The organism is Aquipuribacter sp. SD81 (genome assembly GCF_037153975.1).
In the GTDB taxonomy this organism is placed as follows: domain Bacteria; phylum Actinomycetota; class Actinomycetes; order Actinomycetales; family JBBAYJ01; genus Aquipuribacter.
Map to the genome: position 1 here is coordinate 22494 of NZ_JBBAYJ010000007.1, position 18198 is coordinate 40691.

Sequence of the window (18198 nt, forward strand, 5' to 3'; positions counted from 1 at the left end):
CACGACAGGGGAGGATGCCGGGCGTGCGTGCGCAGGTGAGCGTCGTCGACCCGGGCGGTGGGACCGTCCGGGACGTCGTGCTCGACACCGACCCGGACGTGACGGTCGCGGCGGTGGCGGCCGCGCTCGCCGGGACGGAGCCGGGCGCGGCGCCGACCCTGTGGGTTCGGGGCCGTCCGCTCGACGGCCAGGAGCCGGTCGGGAGCTCTGCCGTCGTCGACGGCGCCCTGGTCGGGCTCGGCAGCCCCGTCGACAGCGACGCCGGCGAGCCGCTCGGGCTCGTCGAGCTCCGGGTGGTGGGCGGGCCGGGCGCGGGGGTCGTCCGCCGGCTCACGGCCGGAACCGCCGACGTGGGCGGCGGTCCGGCGGTCCTCCTGCGGCTGCCCGGCGCCCCGGACGCAGTCCTCGCGACCCTCGACGTCGCCGTCACCGGCGAGGTGACCGTCGCGCCCGGGGACGGGACCGGGGCCGTCGTCCTCGAGGGCGAGCCCGTCACGACACCGCGCACCTGGTCGCGCGGTGGCGTCCTGCGGGTCGGGGACTCGCTCGTGCAGCTGTGCGCGGTCGACGAGCCCGACGCCGCCCTGCACCCGAGCGACGACGGCGCCGGTCTGGACTACAACCGCCCGCCCCGCCTGCTGCCGCCGGAGCGGCAGACCGTGTACCGCCTGCCCCGGCGCCCCACCGCGCCGCACCGGCGGCCGCTGCCGGTCGTGGCGGCGCTCGTGCCGCTGGTCCTGGCGTGCGTCATGGCCTTCGCCTTCGACCGGCTCTTCTTCCTCGTCTTCGGTGTCATGACCCCCGTCATGCTCGTCGCCAACTTCTTCTACGAGCGCCGCACCGGCCGCGCCCGCTACCGCACCGAGCTCAAGGCCTACGAGCGCCGCCGCGGCGAGGTCGAGGCCGACGCGCGCGAGGCGCTCGTGCTCGAGCGCGACGCCCGGCGGCACGAGGCACCCGACCCCGCCACGCTGCTGCTCACCGCCGTCGGGCCGCGCTCGCGGCTGTGGGAGCGGCGCCGGGGCGATCCCGACCACCTGCTGCTGCGCATCGGCACCGCCGACCTGCCGAGCGACGTCGTCGTGGAGGACCCCGAGCAGCACGAGCACCGGCGCAAGGTGGCGGAGACGGCACCGGACGTGCCGGTCACCGTCCCGCTCGGCGAGCGCGGTGTCGTCGGCGTCGCCGGGGACGGCGCCCAGGTGCGTCTCCTCGCCGGCTGGTGCGTCGGCCAGCTCGCGGTGCTGCAGTCGCCCTCCGACGTCTGCCTCGTCGTGCTCACCGACCCCGCCGGCGCGCCGTCGTGGGACTGGGTGCGGTGGCTGCCGCACGCCCGCCCGTCGCTCGGGCAGGACGCGCTCAGCCTCCTCGGCACCGACACGGAGACGTGCGCCCGCAGGGTCGCCGAGCTGACGGCCCTCGTCGCCGCCCGGCGGGCGGCCAGCCGCGGCCGCCAGGGGATGAGCGAGCCGCCCGACGTCGTCGTCGTGCTGGACGGCGCCCGGCGGCTGCGGTCCCTGCCCGGGGTCGTCCAGCTCCTGCGCGACGGACCCGAGGTCGGCGTCCGCTTCCTCTGCCTCGACGCGGACCGGCGGTTCCTGCCCGAGGAGTGCACCGCCGTCGTCGCCCTGCACCCCGGCCCCGACGGCGCGACCGTCGTGCACCTCGCCCAGCAGCGCAGCGACGACGTCACGGACGCCCGCCCGGACCTCGTGCCGACCACGTGGCCGGCGCGCGTGGCCCGCGCGCTCGCGCCGCTGCGCGACGTGGGCGACGACGACGACGCGGCGCTGCCGCCGGCGGCCCGGCTGCTGGACGTCCTCGGGCTGCCGCAGCCCGCCGGCGAGGCGGTCGCCGCCCGCTGGTTGCTCGGCGGCGCCACCACGGAGGCCGTCCTCGGGGTGTCGCTGGACGGGCCGTTCGCGCTCGACCTGCGCCGCGACGGACCCCACGCCCTGGTCGCCGGCACCACCGGCTCCGGCAAGTCCGAGCTGCTGCAGACCCTCGTCGCCTCCCTCGCCGTCGCCAACCGCCCGGACGCGATGACGTTCGTCCTCGTCGACTACAAGGGCGGGGCCGCCTTCAAGGACTGCGTCGACCTGCCGCACACCGTCGGCATGGTCACCGACCTCGACACGCACCTCGTCGCCCGGGCCCTCGCCTCGCTGGGTGCGGAGCTGCGCCGCCGGGAGCACGTGCTCGCGGCCGCGGGTGCCAAGGACATCGAGGACCACGCCGACCTCGCCCGCCGTGACGGGCTCGCGCCCCTGCCGCGCCTCGCCATCGTCATCGACGAGTTCGCCTCCCTCGCCCGTGAGCTGCCCGACTTCGTCAGCGGGCTCGTGAACATCGCCCAGCGCGGCCGCAGCCTCGGTATCCACCTCGTGCTCGCGACGCAGCGTCCCTCCGGTGTCGTCTCGCCGGAGATACGGGCCAACACCAACCTGCGGATCGCGCTGCGCGTCACCGACGCGGGCGAGTCGACGGACGTCCTCGACGCGCCCGACGCCGCCCGCATCACCAAGTCGACGCCGGGCCGGGCCTTCGTCCGGCTCGGGGCGGGCAGCATCGTGCCCTTCCAGGCCGGTCGCGTCGGCGGGCGCTGGCCCGGCCGTGACCCCCGCGGCGGTGCGGTGCGCGCGCCGTGGGTCACGAGCGTGCCCACCGAGCGGCTCGGCCACCCCGAGCCGCGTCGGCCCGCGGCGCCGGGCGGCGGCGGCGACGTGGAGACCACCGACCTGTCCGTGCTCGTCGCCGCCGTCCGCGCCGCCGCGGCGCGGGTGGCCGTGCCCGCGCCCCACCGGCCGTGGCTGGAGGCGCTCCACGGCGTCGTCACCCTCGAGCAGGTGGCGCGCCTGGCCGGCTCGGCCGAGGTGCTGCCGGGCGCGCCGGCCGCCGCGTACGCCGTCGCCGATCTGCCGTCGCAGCAGGCGAGGCGGCTGCTCGGTGTCGACCTCGCGACCTTCCAGCACCTGTACGTCGTGGGCTCGCCCCGCAGCGGGCGCTCGCAGACCCTGCGCACGCTCGCGGGCGCCCTCGCGGCCGCGCACCCCGTCGCCGACGTGCACCTGTACGGCCTCGACTGCGGCAACGGGGCGCTGCTGCCGCTCACCCGGCTTCCGCACTGCGGGGCCGTCGTCACCCGCACGCAGGAGGAGCGGGCTCGGCGGCTGCTGCTCAAGCTGGCCGCAGAGGTGCAGCGCCGCGGCGAGCTGCTCGCCGCGGGCGGGTTCGCCGACGTGGGGGAGCAGCGGCGCGCCGCCGCTCCCGAGGAGCGGCTGCCGCACGTCGTCCTGCTGGTCGACCGGTGGGAGGGCTTCGTCGGCGGGCTCGGGGACGCTGACGGCGGCCGCCTCACCGAGGTTGTCCAGCAGCTGCTGCGCGAGGGCGCAGGCGTCGGCGTGCACCTCGTCGTCGCCGGCGACCGGCAGCTGCTGTCCACCCGCATGGCGACCCTCGTGGAGGACAAGCTGCTGCTGCGCCTCGCCGAGCGCAACGACTACTCGATGGCGGGCATCGTCCCGCGGACCCTGCCCGAGGACATCGCGCCGGGCCGCGCGTTCCTGTCCGAGTCCGGCACCGAGGCGCAGGTCGCGGTCCTCACCGACGACCTGTCCGGTGCCGCCCAGGCCGACGCCCTCGCGCGCATCGGCGCGGCGGCGCGGGAACGCGACCGCGGGACACCGCGCACGCAGCGGCCGTTCCGCGTCGACACCCTCCCGGCGACCCTCGACTTCGCCGCCGCGCGCGCCCTGCGCGACGAGGACGAGACGTCCCCGCTGTGGGCGATGGTCGGTGTCGGCGGCGACGAGCTCGTCGCCCTGGGACCCGACCTCGGCGACGTCCCGACGTTCGTCGTCGCGGGACCGCCCAAGTCCGGGCGGTCCGGGGTGCTGCTGTCGATGGCGCGCTCCGTGCTCGCCCAGGGCGGTGAGGTGGTGGTGCTCGCGCCCCGGGCCTCGCCCCTGCGCGACCTCGCCGGCACGGCGGGAGTGCGGGGCGTGCTCATCGACGCCGAGCCCACCGCGGACGAGCTCGAGGGGCTCCTCACGGGCGGCGGCCCGGTCGCGCTCGTCGTCGACGACGGCGAGCTCGTCAAGGACATGCCGGCCGCGGACTGGCTGCGCGCGTGGCTGCGGACCGCGGCCGACGGGGCCGGCGCTCTCGTCCTCGGCGGAACGCTCGGCGAGGTGGCGGCCGGCTTCTCCGGCTGGCAGGTCGACGTCAAGCGCGCCCGCCGGGGGGCGCTGCTGTGCCCCCAGAGCCCGCTCGACGGTGACACGGTCGGCGTCCGGCTGCCACGCAGCCTCGTCGGGCAGCCGGTGCAGCCCGGCCGGGCGCTCCTCCACCTCGGCGACGGCGAGCTCGTGACGGTCCAGGTCCCCGTGCCGTAGCCGCTGCCACAACGCCCTCACGCGACGGGCGACCTCCCACCCGGCCGGTACGATCCGCTCCGACCGGACACCCGGCGCCGGACACCCAGCGGACGAGGGGACGCCTGTGCTGCCACGCCACCCGGCGCTGCTCGCCCTCGCGCCGTTGCTGCTGCTGACGGCGTGCGGCGGCGACGGCGAGGTCGCCGCGGCCCCGACCGCGGACCGGGCGGTCGACTCGGCGCCGGTGCCGGTCGATGCGGCCGATCCGTCGGCCGGGTCGACGTCGGGGACGGACACCGCCGACGACGACGAGCAGGAGCTGCGCGAGCGTGCCGAGCGCCTCGTGGTCGTCCGTGACGGGTTCCTCGAGCGTCCCGCCCGGCAGGACCCCGCCGTGCTCGACGAGGTGAGCGTCGGGGACCTGCGGCGCAACCTCGGACGCTCGGGCGAGACGCTGCCCCTCGTGGACGAGCGGGCCTACGGCTTCGTCGGGGGCACGGGCGTGGAGTGGGTCGAGGTCACCGAGCTGAGCACGGACCCGGTCACGTCACCCGTCGACGGCGTGGAGGGCGTGACGGGGACAGCCGTGGTCGCCATCTGCCAGGACAACAGCGCGATCGAGGCGGTGGACGAGGCCGGCGAGGTCCTCGAGGGCGTCTCCGACATCGCCGACCACACGGTGGCGGGCTTCCGCTTCGTCCACCTGGACGACGGGCCCGCCGGTGAGGGCTGGTACGCCTCGTCGGGACTCGCCGAGGCGCCGGAGGTGGAGCGGTCGTGTCCCGAGGACTGATGTGGGCAGGGTCGGCGGCCCGTCGCACCGCGGCTATCGTCGTCGCCGGCGTGCTGGCTCTCGCGGGCGCAGCCACGGCGCTGCCCGCCGCGGCGTCCGGCACCGCGCCGACGTGCACGGTGGAGCAGGCGCAGCTGGGGCTGTGCGTCATCGAGGTCGAGGACGAGGTCGAGCAGCCCGGCGCACCCGGTGGCGGGTCCGGCGGCGGGGTCCCCCAGCCGCAGGTGTGCCGGTACGGCCTGCAGCAGGTGCCGTGCGTCGACGCCGAGGGCCGCACGTGGTCGGCCGGCGGGCAGTGCTACGTGGGTGCCGCTCTCGACACCGTCGTGGGCGGGGCCTTCACGCCCGAGCTGACCCAGGCGGAGTTCGACGAGCGGACCGCGGGCGGCCAGCGGCCCTACGAGTGCCTCGCCCCGGACTGGGTGATCCCGATGCGCATCACGTACATCTGGGCCGACGGTCCACCGCCGGTCGACCCACGGGTGGTGGCGGAGCAGGCGATCGCCCGGCTGCAGGTCGAGGCGGTCGAGATCGGCATGGCGCCGCACACGCTGTCCGAGGACCCGGACAGCCTCGGTCTCGTCGGCCTGCCGGTGCACATGTGGGCGGAGGCGCCCGGCGCCAGCACCGTCGGGCCGACGAGCGCCACCGCCAGCGCGGGCGCCGTGACCGTCACCGCCACGGCGCGGCTGGACCGCGTCGTGTGGTCGATGGGCGACGGCACGAGCGTGACGTGCACCGGACCGGGCACCCCCTACGACCCGGCCCGGGGTGCCGCGCCGAGCCCGGACTGCGGCCACCGGTACACGACCACGAGCGCCGGCCGGCCGTCCGACGCCTTCACGGTGACCGCGACCTCGTACTGGGTCGTCGACTGGGTCGGCGGTGGCCAGTCCGGTCAGGTGACCTTCGACCTGAGCAGCAGCGACCAGGTCCGCATCGGCGAGTCCCAGGTCGTCATCACCCGCGGCGGCTGAGCCTGCCGCGGGCGATGACCGACCGGTGCCTGCGGGGTGTCCCGGTTCAGCCGCCGATCTGCTGGGCGAGCTGGGCGTCGGCGTCCTCCAGCGTCTGCGACGCGGCCTCGAGGAAGGCCGACATGCCCTCGATGCCGCCGACGACCTGCAGGGCGCCGGTGTTGAACTCGTGGTGGCTGGCGTCGAAGGCCTTCGACGAGCGGTCGGTCACGTAGCCGCCGGCCACGAGGCCCTCGACGAGCCCGCGCAGCTCCTGCAGCTTGGCCTCCAGGTCGGCCTGGCCGTTGCGCAGCCGCGTCGCCGCGTCGCGCATGTCGGCGTAGGTGACGTTCATGTTCGCCATGGGTGGTTCCCCTCGTGCTCGGCCACCGCGGTGGCGCTCCGTTGACAGGGGCGAGCACCCCCGCGCGCACCCTATGCAGCCGCCGGAAGGGTGTCGACGACGCCCGGGCGGGTGCGTCCCGGGTCGAGCGCGACAGGTGCGGCCCCCGCCCCGGTCGTGACCGACGGCGTTCGATTGTGATGCAGATCACGTCGAGAGTAGTTGGAGACCTGCAGGGGCCGCGGCCGGGCAAGCAATCGGGCAAGGGTGCCCGGGCACCGTCCTGACCTCCGGCGGCCGACCGCCGACCGTCACGAGGAGGACCCCATGCCCGCAGCCGCGACCCACGCCCGAGCGCCCCGCCGCACCGCCGGCCTCGCGGGTCGGCTCAACAGCGAGTGGGGCTCCGGCGTGGCCGACCAGGTCGAGGCGGCACTGCCACGGTGGTCCCGCACCGAGGTGGCGCTCGCCCTGCCCGGGGTCGCGGCCCTGGAGGCGGCCGCCTCCGCCCGCGACAACGACGAGGTGCTGCGGGCGCTCCTGCGGCTGCACCGCGGCGGTGACCCGCTCGCCGGGCGCGCCCTGCTGCAGCTGCTGCTCGGGGTGGCGCTCGGTCTCGCCCGGCGCACGTGTCACCACGCCGGGGGTGACCGCGAGGAGTCGGAGGCCCGGGCGGTCACGGAGCTGCTCGACCTGCTCGGCACGGTCCCGCTCACCACCGGCGCCCGCGTCGCGGACCGCCTCGCCCTCGACCTGCTGTCGCGCCTGACGAGGGCCGCGGGCCGGCGCGGCGAGGAGCACGCCGTCGGCGGCGTCGCCGAGGTGGAGCAGGCCCTGGCGGCGCAGTGGCCGGTCCGCACGCGCGACGCCCTCGTGTCGGCCGCCGCGGACTCGCCGGGCGAGACCCGCGCCGACCTCGCGCTCCTCGACGTCCTCGTGCAGGGGACCAGGCGCGGGGCCATCGGCACCGAGGAGGCGCGGCTGCTGTGGGAGGTCCACAGCCCGGCGGCCTCCGGCGGCATCGAGCGGCTGGCGCGGGACACGGGCGTCGCCGCGCCGGCACTGCGTCAGCGGGTGAGCAGGGCGAGGCGGCGGCTGGTCGACGCACTCGCCGAACCGCATGCGGTGAGCGCTGCGTGAGCGGTCCGTCGCACCGCGCTGAGCAGGTGTCGCCCACCTGCCGGACAGGGTTGCGTCGCAGGTCAGCGGCCTGTCGGAACCGGGGTAGCATCCGCCGGTACGTCCTGGGGAGGCGCCAGGTGCACCGGCTCCGGCTGGGCGCCGCGGGGAGCGTCAGCCGACAGCGTCGCCCGGGCCGTCCTGTGAGCGGCCCGTGCCGACCGTCGACCTCAGGGGACCGATGACCACGCAGACAGCACCACGTGCCGGTGCCCGCCCGGCCACGCCGCAGGCACCCCGGACCCGCCCGGTGAGCGCGCCGCGCACCCGTCGCCGCCCGGGTCTGCTCGCCCTCGGCATCGCCCTGGTCGTCGTCTCGGCCCTCGGGGCCGTGTCGCTGTTCACCGTGTTCAGCGACACCCAGCGGGTGGTCCTCGTCGTGGCCCCGGTCGACGCCGGCCAGACCATCGGCGCGGAGGACCTGGCCGTCACCGACGCCACGGTCGGCCCGGACCTCGCCGTCGTGCCCGCGGGCGAGCTCGACGCCGTGGTCGGCGCCGTCGCCCGTGTCCCCCTCCTCGCCGGCCAGCTGCTGAGCCCCGAGGCCGTCCTCGACGGTCCGCCCGTGCCGGGCGACGGCGCCGCCGTCGTCGGCCTGCCCCTGACGCGGACGCAGATGCCCGCCGGCGGGCTGCAGGCCGGCGACCGCATCCTCGTCGTGGACACCCCGCAGGCGGGCGGTGAGCCGCCGACCGGCGTGCCCGACGCCATCCCCGCGACCGTGCTGCGGGTCGTGACGGACCCCGACGACCCGACCATCGCCGTCGTCGACGTCGTCGCCCCCGTCGACGACGCGCGGAGCCTCGGCGCGAGGGGGGCGACGGGACGTATCGCGGTCGTCCTGGAGGCGTCGGTGTCGCTGGACCAGGAGGGCTGATGCTCGTCAGCCTCGTGTCGGCGAAGGGCTCGCCCGGTGTCACCACGGCGTCCCTCGGGCTCGCGCTGCTGTGGCCGCGCCCGGCGGTCCTCGTCGAGGCGGACGTCGCCGGGTCCAGCAGCCTGCTGGCGGGCTGGCTGCAGGGCAGCGTGCGGCACGACCGAGGTCTGATCAACCTCGCGTTCACCTTCACGCAGCGGGCCATCACGGCCAGCGACCTGTGGGAGGAGTCGGTCGTCGCCCGGGACCCGGACGTGGTGGTCGTGCCCGGCATCCCCAGCCCCGAGCAGGTCGGCACGCTGGTGCCCATGTGGCCCGCGCTGGCCTCGCTCGCCAGCCAGCTGGAGCAGGCCGGCACGGACCTCCTCGTCGACACGGGTCGGCTCGGCGCGGAAGGCGCACCGCGACCAGTGTGGGACGCCAGCGACCTGGTGCTGCTGGTCTGCGGGACCCGGCTGCCGGACATCGCCGCCGCACGACCGGCGACCCGCCGGCTGCTCAGCGACCGGGTGCCCGACCAGGCGCAGAACGTCGGTCTGCTGGTCGTCGACACCGGCGGCCCGTACCCGCCGCGCGAGATCGCCTCCGCCCTCGGCTTGCCCCTCGTCGGGCACCTGCCGCGGTCCAAGCACGCCCGCAACCTCAGCGACGGCGGGCCGCTCGACCGCCTCGCCCAGACCCCGCTCGGCCGCTCGCTGGTCGCCACGGCAGGCGGGGTCGAGCGCTTCGTCCGGGCGCGGCGCACCTTCCTCAACCCCACCGCCCACGGCGGGGACGCCGAGGCGGCACCGTCGTCGGCGGACATGGCGCTCCTCGACGCCTCCGCCGACCCGGGCGGCCCCGTCCCCGTCGAGACCGCCGGGAGGCGACGTGGCCGAGCGTGACGCGGTGACGTCCATCCCGGACCTGCCGCTCTTCGATGACCTGCACGACCACGGACGCGGGCAGCCCGAGCGCGAGGCGGTCGACCCCTACGAGCAGCGCGAGCGGTCGCGGCGCGAGGAGCAGGCGACCCGGTCCGTGCCCCCGACGACGCGCGCCGACGCGGACCCGTTCGGGCCGCGCCGACGGCAGCGGCAGGGCGGGTTCCTCCGCGGGCTCGCCGGCCCGTCCCGCCCGGGTGCCACGGCCGAGGGTGCACGCGGCGCCCGACGGGCCCAGCCGCACGGCTGGGTACCTGCCGCGGTCGACGACGAGGTCGTCGAGCAGGACACACGGCTCGTCGGCCAGGCCGGCGGGCTCGCCGCGACAGGGGCGGAGCGTGTCCCCGTCACGGTCGAGGCCGACCTCGCGAGCGAGGGGCGCCGGGCGACGTCCCCCTCCGCGACGGACGTGGCATCGCCGGCGCCGGACGTGCCGTCGGCCCCGACCGGTGCCGACGACGCCCCCGGCTGGGACGTGGTCCGTGAGCTCCGCGAGCAGGCCTCGACGCGCCTCGCCGCGCGGCTTCGCGCCGAGAGCGGACTGGGCGCGGAGGACCGCCGCGCCCTCGGCCGCGCCGTGGTGGAGGAGCTGCTCACCGAGCGGGACCGGGCGGCCACCTTCGACGGTCGTCGTGCGAGCACGCCCGAGCAGCGGCGCGCCCTGGCCAAGGCCCTCGACGACGCGTTGTTCGGACTCGGTCGTCTGCAGCCGCTGGTCGACGACCCCGGCATCGAGAACATCGAGATCACCGGCCACGACCGCGTCGTCGTGGAGCGCGTGGGCGGTGTGCTGGAGAAGGTGCCCGCGGTCGCCGACAGCGACGCCGAGCTCGTCGACTACCTGCAGTTCCTCGCGAGCCGCGCGAGCGAGAGCAACGACCGGCCGTTCTCCTCCGCGCACCCGCGCCTGCACCTCAACCTGCCCGGCTCCCGTGCCCGGCTGGCCGCCATCGGCTGGGTGACGCCGCGCCCCGTCGTCCGCATCCGCATGCACCGCCTCACCGACGTGACGCTCGACGACCTCGTCGCCCTGCGCACCGTCGACGAGCGACTGGCCTCGTTCCTGTCCGCCGCGGTGCGCGCGCGCAAGTCCGTCGTGGTGAGCGGGGACATGGGCGCCGGGAAGACCACGATGCTGCGCGCCCTGGCCCGGACCATCGACCCCGCCGAGGCGATCGCGACCCTCGAGACGGAGTACGAGCTCTTCCTCCACGAGATGCCCGGCTACGAGCGTGTCGTCGCCCTCGAGGGCCGGCCCGGGTCCGGTGAGCGCGGTCCCGACGGGCGACCGCTCGGGGAGATCACGGTCGAGGACCTCTTCGTCGACGTCCTGCGCCTCAACGTCTCCCGGATCATCGTCGGGGAGGTCCGCGGGCCCGAGGCAGCCGCCATGTTCAAGGCGATGCAGGCGGGCGCGGGGTCCCTGTCGACGGTCCACGCGAAGAACGCCGCCGACACCATCGAGCGGCTCACCCTGGCGGTGCACAGCGCGGGCGGCACCGAGTCCTACGCCGACCGGCTCGTCGCCCAGCAGATCGACTACGTCGTCCACATGGCCTCGGTCCGCGACCACGACGGCACGCGCGCCCGCGTCGTCGACGAGGTCATGGAGGTCACCCGCGGCGAGGGCGGGCGGCCCGCCACGACCCTCGTCTTCGGTCCGGGCAGCGACCGCCGGGCCGTGCCCCGGGTACCCCCGTCGGGTCTCGCGGACCTCGAGGCCGTCGGCTTCGACGGCTCGCTGCTCGACACCGCGTGGGACGACGAGGCAGGGCTCGGGGGAGTGGCCTACCGATGACCGCACTCCTCCTCGGTCTGCTCGCCGGCCTGGCGGCGCTGGGCGTCCTGCTCGCCGTGCTCGGTGCCCTGCCCGCGCCGCCGCCACGCGTGCGCGTGGACGAGACGCGCCGGCGGCCCTCGCCGGTCGACCGCCTGCTCGGGCGGCACCTCCCGCCGCGGCAGCGGCGGCGCCGCCGCCTCCTGCTGGGCGGCGGTGTGGCGGTGGGTGTCGTGGTGTGGCTGGTGACGGGCTTCGTCCTCGCGGTCGTCCTCGCGCCGCTGGCGATCTTCGGGCTGCCGACGCTGCTCAGCGCGCCTCGGTCCGCGGTCGACGTGAACCGGCTCAACGCGCTCGAGCAGTGGACCCGCAGCCTGTCGGGTGTGCTGGTCGTCGGGGCCGGTATCGAGAGCGCCCTCATCGCCAGCGCGGCCTCGGCCCCGGCCGCGATCCGCGACGACGTCAACCTGCTCGCCGCCCGCATCAACGCCCGCTGGCCGACCGACCGGGCGGTGCGGCAGTTCGCCGACGACTTCGACGACGCGACCGCCGACCTCGTCGCGGCGACGCTCGTCCTCGGCGCCCAGCGCCGGGGCGACGGGCTGGCCGCGGTGCTCGACGACCTCGCCGCGAGCGTCGCGGAGGAGGTGCGCATCCGCCGCGCGATCGAGGCGGACCGGGCCAAGCCGAGGACGACCGCCCGCATCGTGACGGCGGTCAGCCTCACCGGCGTCGCCATCGGCTTCGTCTCCGGCTACTTCGGCCCGTTCATGGCCGGCATCGGCCAGCTCATCCTCGTCGTGCTGCTCGGGCTCTTCGTCGGCTGCCTCGTGTGGATGCGCGCCGTCACGGCCGGCACACCCACCCCGCGCTTCCTCACCGCGACCGGGCCCACGGCGCCCGAGCGGCTCCCGGTCGGGCCCGGTGGCCCCCGGACCGCCGCGGCCGAGCGTGCGTGGTCCCCCCAGTGGGCCGACGGCCGCGCTCCGGTGCCGAGCGCGCGTGGCGCGGTCACCGGCGCCGGGGGCGGCCCGTCCGGACTCGGGCGGGGGGTGTAACGTGCCGCCGCTGAGCCTGCAGCTCGCCCTCCTCGTCGGGGCCGTCGTCGGCCTCGGCCTGTTCCTCGTCGTCCGCGAGCTCGTCCCGGCGAGTCCCCGCCTCGACGACGCGCTCGACCGGCTGCGCACGCAGCGGGTGCGCGTGGTGCCGACCGAGGGCCGCCGCTCGCTGCAGTCGCGCGTCGGCGAGGGCCTCGCGCGGCGCAGCGGCCGCCTCCCGTTCGTCACCGTCCCCACCCGCGAGCTCGCCATCCTCCGCGTGCAGCCGAGCGAGTTCCTCGGCGAGAAGGCGCTGCTCGCGCTCATCGGCCTCGCCTTCCCTCCCGTGGCGACCATCATCTTCCGCTGGCTCGGCCTCGGCGTGCCGCTCCTCGTCCCCGCGGGCGCCTCGCTGGTGCTCGGTCTCGTGTTCTTCCTCCTGCCCGACGCCGGGGTCCGGACCAAGGCGGCGCGGGCCCGCGAGGAGTTCGCCCGCGCCGTCGGCGCCTACCTCGAGCTCGTCGCGCTCGAACGGCGTGCCGGCAGCGGGCCCACCCAGGCCCTCGCCCGCGCCTCCTCCGTGGCGGAGTCCTGGCCGTTCGTGCGCATCCGGCAGGAGCTCATGCGGGCGCAGCTGGCCGGCACCGCCCCGTGGACGAGCCTCGCGGAGCTCTCCGAGGAGCTCGGCGTGCCCGCCCTGGAGGAGACGGCCGACATCGTGCGCCTGGCCGGCGAGGACGGCGGCTCGGTGTACGAGGCGCTCCGGGCGCGTGGGCGTGGCCTGCGTACGGAGCTGCTCGCCGCCGAGCAGAGCCGTGCGAACGCCACCACGCAGAGCCTGGGGGTGCCCGTCGCGGCGCTCGGCCTCGTCTTCTCGCTCCTGCTCTTCACCCCCGCGGCACTGGAGATCCTGTGAGCCGCCGCCCCCACGACCACCCCGACCGCGGCCGCGGTCGGGGGCAGCACGTCCGCGACCCCGACCCCGGGGACGCGGGAACGGCACCGGCCGCGCGGCCGGAGATGGAGGACCACCATGACCGCACTGGCCACCAGCCTCGGGACCCGCGTGCGGGTCGCCGTCGTGCTGCTCACGGTCGGCGTGCTGACCGGGTCGCTGCTCGAGCGCCGGGCCACGCAGCGACGGGCGCGCGACGCGGGCTTCACCACGATCGAGTGGGTCGTGATCGCCCTGGGGCTCTTCCTCATCGCGGGCATCGCGGTGGCGGCGATCACGACGGCGGTGCAGTCGCGTTTGGACCGGATCACGCCTGCGGGGTGAGCATCCGGCGGGACCGCCGCCTCAGCGGGGGCGGCGAGGCGGACCGCGGCGCGACGACGCTCGAGCTCGTCGTGCTGTTCCCCGTCATGCTGCTGCTCGTCTTCGGCATCCTGCAGGGCGTCTTCTGGTACCACGCGCGCACCGTGGCGCTCGCCGCGGCCGGCAGCGGGGTGGCGGTGACGCGCACCGAGCAGGGCACGAGCGCGGCGGGCAGGGCGGCCGCGAGCGACTTCGTCGAGCGCGCCGGCGGGGGGGAGGTCCTCGCGGGGGTGCAGGTGCAGGCCGCCCGGAGCGCCACCGAGGCCAGCGTGACCGTGAGCGGGCGGGCGCCGTCCCTGCTGCCGGGGCTGCCCGGTCCGCCGGTGCGCCAGACCGCGACCGGCCCCGTGGAGCGGGTGACGACCTCGTGAGCGTCCGGTGGCGGCTGTTCTCCCTGCGGCGGCGCGGTGACCGGGGGACCACCACGCTGGAGTTCGTCGTCGTGGTGCCCGGTCTGCTCCTGCTCGTCGGTCTGCTCGCCGTGGCGGGCCGGGTGGCCCTGGCCGGTACGGCCGTCGAGGCCGCCGCGGCGGCCGCGGCCCGGCAGGCCTCGCTCGAGCGCTCGGCGGGGCAGGCGTCCGCCTCCGGGCAGCAGGCCGCGCGCGGCAACCTGGACGGCCAGGGCCTGGACTGCGCGTCGGTCCAGGTCGACGTGGACACCAGCGGCTTCGCCCGACCTGTGGGCACACCGGCCCAGGTCCGCGCGACGGTCACCTGCGCGGTGCGGCTGTCGGACCTGAGCCTGCCGGGGGTGCCGGGCACGACCCGGCTCGACGCCACCGCCGTGTCCCCGCTCGACACGTACCGGGTCCGCGGGTGACGCCCGTGCAGCGACGGTGCCGACGGGTCGGCGGCGACCGCGGGTCGACCACGCTGTTCGTCGTCGTCCTCATGGTCGCGCTGCTGCTCGCGGCGGGGCTGGTCACCGACGGCGCCGGTCGCGTCCAGGCGCTGCAGCGGGCGGACACCGTCGCCGCGGAGGCCGCCCGCGCCGCGGGGCAGGAGCTCGACGCCGCCCGGGCCGTCCAGGGTGACCCCGGGGTGCTCGACACCGCACGCGCCGCCGCTGCGGCTCGCGCCCACCTGGCCGCGGCCGGGGTCGAGGGCTCGGTCCGGACGACGTCGGTCCCGACCCCGGCCGGCATCGTCGCCGCCGTCACTGTCACGGCCAGGGTCGTCCACGACCCTGTCTTCCTCGGTGGCACGCGCACGGTCACGGGCACCGCGACCGCGCGCCTCGCGCAGGGCGTCACCTGAGCAGGAGCCGCGGACCGGCGGGCCGGTCCGTCCACGAGGAGGAGGGACAGCAGGCATGAGGGTGGTCCGGGGTCTCGGTGCCCTGCTCGTGCTGGTCGTGCTCCTCGCAGGCATCCCCTACGCGCTGTGGCAGCTGGGCCAGCTCGGTCCGCTGACCGGCAACGCCTCCCCGCAGGACGCCCTCGACCTGCTGCTGCGCCCGGACGACGGGAGCCTGCTCCTCGCGGCGCTCACGGTCCTGGGCTGGCTGGCGTGGGCGTCCTTCGCGCTGGCCGTGGTCGTCGAGGTCCCCGCGCACGCGCGGGGGCTGCCGTCGCCGAGGGTCCCCGGCCTGGGTCTGCAGCAGCGGGCGGCGTCCCTGCTCGTGGGTGCCGTGGTCGCCCTGCTGGTCGGTGCGGGCGCCGCGGCCCCGGCGACCGCGCTCACCCTGGACGACGCGCGGCCCGCCGCGACCGCCGCGGCGACCGTCGACGTCGACGGGACGGGCTCGTCGGTCACCTCGACGACGGAGCAGCGACCGGTCGGGGCGGTGTCGGCGGTGCCCGACGACGGGGAGCGGGCCGCGGCGGAGCCGGACGCGCCGGCGCCCGCGTCGGCGCTCGTCGTCGTGCAGCAGGGGGACAGCCTGTGGTCGCTCGCCGAGACGCACCTCGGCGACGGCACCCAGTGGCGGCAGATCGCCGCGGCGAACCTGGGAGCGCCCCAGCCCGACGGTGGAGCCCTCGGCGCGGACGGGCAGATCAGCCCCGGCTGGCAGCTGACCGTGCCCGGGGCGGGCGCCGTCACCCAGGACGCCGACCAGGGGGCGGGGACCGCGCGCGGCGACCTCGAGCACGTCGTGGAGCGCGGCGACACCCTCTCCGCGATCGCCGCGGAGCACCTGGGCGACGCGGACCGCTGGCCCGAGGTCGCCGAGGCCACCGAGGCGACGGTGCAGCCGGGCGGCGAGCGCCTGGAGGACCCGGACCTCATCTACCCGGGCTGGACGGTCACGGTCCCGGGGGCCGGAGAACCGGTCGCCCCCGGTCCATCCGCCGACGCACCCGCCGAAGCGTCCGACGCGTCCGGCGCGGGCACCGGCACGGATGGCGCCGACCCGGGGGCGGGTCCCGACCCGGCCGTGGGTGCGGACGGGGGTGGCGACCAGGTGGGCGGTCCGTCCACGGACCCCGGCTACCCCGGCGCCGGGTCGTGGGGCGCGCTCGCGGACGCGGGCCGCGCGGACGCCGCGGGCGGGACGGACGGCGCGGGCACCGCCGAGGACACGGCCACCGAGGACACCGACGCGGCGGGCGCCGACGACGCCGGAGACGCCGCAGCCGACGCGGTCGACGTGCGGACACCGGCCGGCATCGGGGGTCTGCTCGCGGCGGCGGCCGTGGGCCTGCTGGCCGCGCGCCGGCGCGACGCCCGCGAGGAACGGCGTCCGGGTCAGCGGCTCACGCCGCCGGAGCCGGAGGACAGCCGCCTCGAGGAGCAGCTGCGGGCCGTCGCCGCGTCCAGCGGGGGTGCGCACCTCGACGGTGCACTCGCCGACCTCCGGCGCAGGCTCGCCGCCTCCGGCCGCGGTCTCCCGCCGGTCCGCGCCGCCCGCCTGACACCCGACGACCTCGAGCTCTACCTGGTGGAGCCCGCGGACCTGCCCGCCCCTTGGACGGCGCTCGACGACCGGACCGTGTGGCACGTCGAGCTCGCCGCCCTGACCGGCGACGAGCCGCAGCGCCGACTCGTCGAGGAGCTCGGGCTCGACCTGCTCGGGGGCGCCACCGCACCGGTCCGCCGGCCGGTCGACGAGCCGCTGCCGCTGCCCGGGCTCGTGTGCCTCGGCACGGACGACGACGACGGCCTCGTGCTCCTCGACCTCGAGCAGCTGGGCGGGCTCGCCGTCGTCGGCGAGGCGCGGGAGGCGCGGACGGTCCTGGCCGCGGTCGCCGCCGAGCTCGCCGTCGGTCGGGCGCGGGAGACCGTCGAGGTCCTCCTCGTCGGCTTCGGGGCCGAGCTGGCCGCGGCCGTACCCGGCGGCGCCCTCCGCCACGTGCCGGACGTCGACCGGCTGCTCGTGGAGCTCGAGGCGCGCCGCGCCGACGTCGACCGGGTCCTCACCGACGCGGGTGTCGGCAGCGTCGCGGACGCGAGGCGGAGCGGTCGAGCCCGCGAGGCGTGGGACGGGCAGGTCGTGCTGCTCGGCGACCCCGCCGACGTGGCCCGCCAGGCCGAACGGCTGTCGAGGGTGCTCGACGACCTGCCGCGCGGCGGGGTGACGACCGTGGTCGCCGCGTCGCACCACGGCGACGACGACCTCGCGGCCCTCATCGGCTGGCAGCTGCGGCTCGAGGGCGGCGCGGAGGAGTGGGCGACGCTCGAGCCCGCAGGGGTCGTCCTTCGTCCGCAGCGCCTGACCCTGCCGGACGTGCAGCGGCTCACCCGCCTGCAGACGCGGCCCGCCGCGGTGGCCGGGCCGGCGTGGGGGCGCTCGCTGTCCTCCGTGGCGCTGGTCGGTGGGGGAGGGGGTCCCGCGCAGGCCGCCACCCCGCCCCCGGAGCCGGAGCCTCGACTGCCGGTGGCCGAGGACCTGTACGGCGGCGAGGACCCGGTCGTGCAGCTGCTGGGGCAGGTGCGCGTGCACCACGCTCGCGGGCCGTCCCCCGCCAGCCACACGGCGCGCGCCACCGCGCTCGTCGCGTACCTCGCGACCGCCGGCTCGCCGCGCACGCGCTCCCAGGTGGCCGAGGCCCTCTCCCCGGCGCGACGGCTCACGGAGCAGACGGTGCACGCCCTCGCCTCACGGACCCGCCGCTGGCTCGGCGAGGACGACGGCGGCCGGCCGTACCTGCCGCGGGCGGTCGACTCCGGCACGTACCGCGTGCACCCCGCGGTCACGACCGACTGGCAGCGCTGGCAGCGGCTGCTCGGCGACGACATCACCCGCACCCCGGTCGCGGTCCTCGTTGCGGCGCTCGAGCTGGTCGACGAGCCGTTCGCGGGTGTCGTCGAGCGGCACTACGCGTGGGCGGAGCAGCAGCGGGAGGAGGTCCTCGCCGGTGTCGTGGACGTGGCGCACGAGGCGGCGAGACGCTCGTTGCAGGCCGGTGACGCGGACCTCGCGCGCCGGGCCGCCCGCGCGGGCATGCGGGTGGACCCCGCGGCCGAGGTGCTGTGGCGGGACCTGCTGCTCGCGGAGCAGGCCGCGGGCCGGCCCGCCGTCGTCGCGCAGCTCGTCGAGCGCCTCCGCTCCTACGCCGACGACCTCGGCGTCGACCTCGCGCCGGAGACCGAGCGGCTGCTCGACGAGGTCACCGCCGGTGCCGGGACGCGCCGCGGTCGCCGGGAGCGGGCGCGCGCCGTGGGCCTGTGACCGGGGC

The 18198-nt window shown here is 77.2% G+C and carries 15 protein-coding genes; 14 read left to right on the top strand and 1 reads right to left on the bottom strand.

Annotated elements, in window-relative coordinates; genetic code table 11:
• The first annotated feature begins 23 nt into the window (after window positions 1-23).
• The 3 genes from WAA21_RS05715 to WAA21_RS05725 all read left to right on the top strand — a co-directional run bounded on the left by WAA21_RS05715 (window position 24) and on the right by WAA21_RS05725 (window position 6146).
• Entirely contained in the window at window positions 24-4394 is a 4371-nt protein-coding gene (locus tag WAA21_RS05715) for an FtsK/SpoIIIE domain-containing protein (protein WP_336921807.1), read from the top strand.
• 106 nt (window positions 4395-4500) lie between these two features.
• The gene (locus tag WAA21_RS05720) at window positions 4501-5169 is read left to right on the top strand and encodes a hypothetical protein (protein WP_336921808.1); all 669 of its coding nucleotides are present in this window, start codon (window positions 4501-4503) and stop codon (window positions 5167-5169) included.
• Between the two features lie 50 nt (window positions 5170-5219).
• Window positions 5220-6146, top strand: coding sequence for a hypothetical protein (locus WAA21_RS05725; RefSeq protein ID WP_336921809.1), 927 nt, complete (start codon window positions 5220-5222; stop codon window positions 6144-6146).
• Between the two features lie 46 nt (window positions 6147-6192).
• On the opposite strand, the gene WAA21_RS05730 is transcribed toward WAA21_RS05725, so the two are convergent.
• The gene (locus WAA21_RS05730) at window positions 6193-6489 is read right to left on the bottom strand and encodes a WXG100 family type VII secretion target (protein WP_336921810.1); all 297 of its coding nucleotides are present in this window, start codon (window positions 6487-6489) and stop codon (window positions 6193-6195) included.
• Window positions 6490-6795: 306 nt separating this feature from the next.
• Between WAA21_RS05730 and WAA21_RS05735 the strand changes: the two genes are divergently transcribed.
• The 11 genes from WAA21_RS05735 (at window position 6796) to WAA21_RS05785 (ending at window position 18191) form a co-directional block, all read left to right on the top strand.
• Complete coding sequence (locus tag WAA21_RS05735; RefSeq protein ID WP_336921811.1) at window positions 6796-7608, top strand: hypothetical protein; 813 nt, start codon at window positions 6796-6798, stop codon at window positions 7606-7608.
• A 289-nt stretch (window positions 7609-7897) separates the two neighbouring features.
• The gene (locus tag WAA21_RS05740; RefSeq protein ID WP_336921812.1) at window positions 7898-8524 is read left to right on the top strand and encodes an SAF domain-containing protein; all 627 of its coding nucleotides are present in this window, start codon (window positions 7898-7900) and stop codon (window positions 8522-8524) included.
• Entirely contained in the window at window positions 8524-9408 is an 885-nt protein-coding gene (locus tag WAA21_RS05745) for a hypothetical protein (protein ID WP_336921813.1), read from the top strand. The genes WAA21_RS05740 and WAA21_RS05745 overlap by 1 nt, the downstream gene beginning before the upstream one ends.
• Before the next feature lie 4 nt (window positions 9409-9412).
• Entirely contained in the window at window positions 9413-11245 is a 1833-nt protein-coding gene (locus tag WAA21_RS05750) for a CpaF family protein (RefSeq protein ID WP_336921814.1), read from the top strand.
• Window positions 11242-12282, top strand: a complete 1041-nt coding sequence (locus WAA21_RS05755; protein ID WP_336921815.1) for a type II secretion system F family protein — start codon at window positions 11242-11244, stop codon at window positions 12280-12282. The genes WAA21_RS05750 and WAA21_RS05755 overlap by 4 nt, the downstream gene beginning before the upstream one ends.
• Before the next feature lies 1 nt (window position 12283).
• Window positions 12284-13177 (top strand): type II secretion system F family protein, encoded by an 894-nt coding sequence (locus tag WAA21_RS05760; RefSeq protein WP_336921816.1) that lies wholly within the window; start codon window positions 12284-12286, stop codon window positions 13175-13177.
• A 117-nt stretch (window positions 13178-13294) separates the two neighbouring features.
• Window positions 13295-13540 (top strand): hypothetical protein, encoded by a 246-nt coding sequence (locus WAA21_RS05765; RefSeq protein WP_336921817.1) that lies wholly within the window; start codon window positions 13295-13297, stop codon window positions 13538-13540.
• The gene (locus tag WAA21_RS05770; RefSeq protein WP_336921819.1) at window positions 13537-13950 is read left to right on the top strand and encodes a TadE family protein; all 414 of its coding nucleotides are present in this window, start codon (window positions 13537-13539) and stop codon (window positions 13948-13950) included. The genes WAA21_RS05765 and WAA21_RS05770 overlap by 4 nt, the downstream gene beginning before the upstream one ends.
• Window positions 13947-14399, top strand: a complete 453-nt coding sequence (locus tag WAA21_RS05775) for a pilus assembly protein (protein ID WP_336921820.1) — start codon at window positions 13947-13949, stop codon at window positions 14397-14399. Before WAA21_RS05770 ends, WAA21_RS05775 begins: the two co-directional genes overlap by 4 nt.
• Before the next feature lie 5 nt (window positions 14400-14404).
• On the top strand, window positions 14405-14836 hold the full coding sequence (locus WAA21_RS05780; RefSeq protein ID WP_336921821.1) for a pilus assembly protein TadG-related protein: 432 nt from the start codon (window positions 14405-14407) through the stop codon (window positions 14834-14836).
• A gap of 55 nt (window positions 14837-14891) precedes the next feature.
• Window positions 14892-18191: a LysM peptidoglycan-binding domain-containing protein gene (locus WAA21_RS05785; protein WP_336921822.1), complete on the top strand. Its 3300-nt coding sequence runs from the start codon at window positions 14892-14894 to the stop codon at window positions 18189-18191.
• The last annotated feature ends 7 nt before the right edge of the window (window positions 18192-18198 follow it).

Bases quoted from the DNA above. Each gene is read 5' to 3' on its own strand.
- WAA21_RS05730 (WP_336921810.1), bottom strand. From the start codon at position 6,489: ATGGCGAACATGAACGTCACCTACGCCGACATGCGCGACGCGGCGACG.
- WAA21_RS05735 (WP_336921811.1), top strand. From the start codon at position 6,796: ATGCCCGCAGCCGCGACCCACGCCCGAGCGCCCCGCCGCACCGCCGGC.
- WAA21_RS05745 (WP_336921813.1), top strand. From the start codon at position 8,524: ATGCTCGTCAGCCTCGTGTCGGCGAAGGGCTCGCCCGGTGTCACCACG.
- WAA21_RS05755 (WP_336921815.1), top strand. From the start codon at position 11,242: ATGACCGCACTCCTCCTCGGTCTGCTCGCCGGCCTGGCGGCGCTGGGC.
- WAA21_RS05765 (WP_336921817.1), top strand. From the start codon at position 13,295: ATGACCGCACTGGCCACCAGCCTCGGGACCCGCGTGCGGGTCGCCGTC.
- WAA21_RS05785 (WP_336921822.1), top strand. From the start codon at position 14,892: ATGAGGGTGGTCCGGGGTCTCGGTGCCCTGCTCGTGCTGGTCGTGCTC.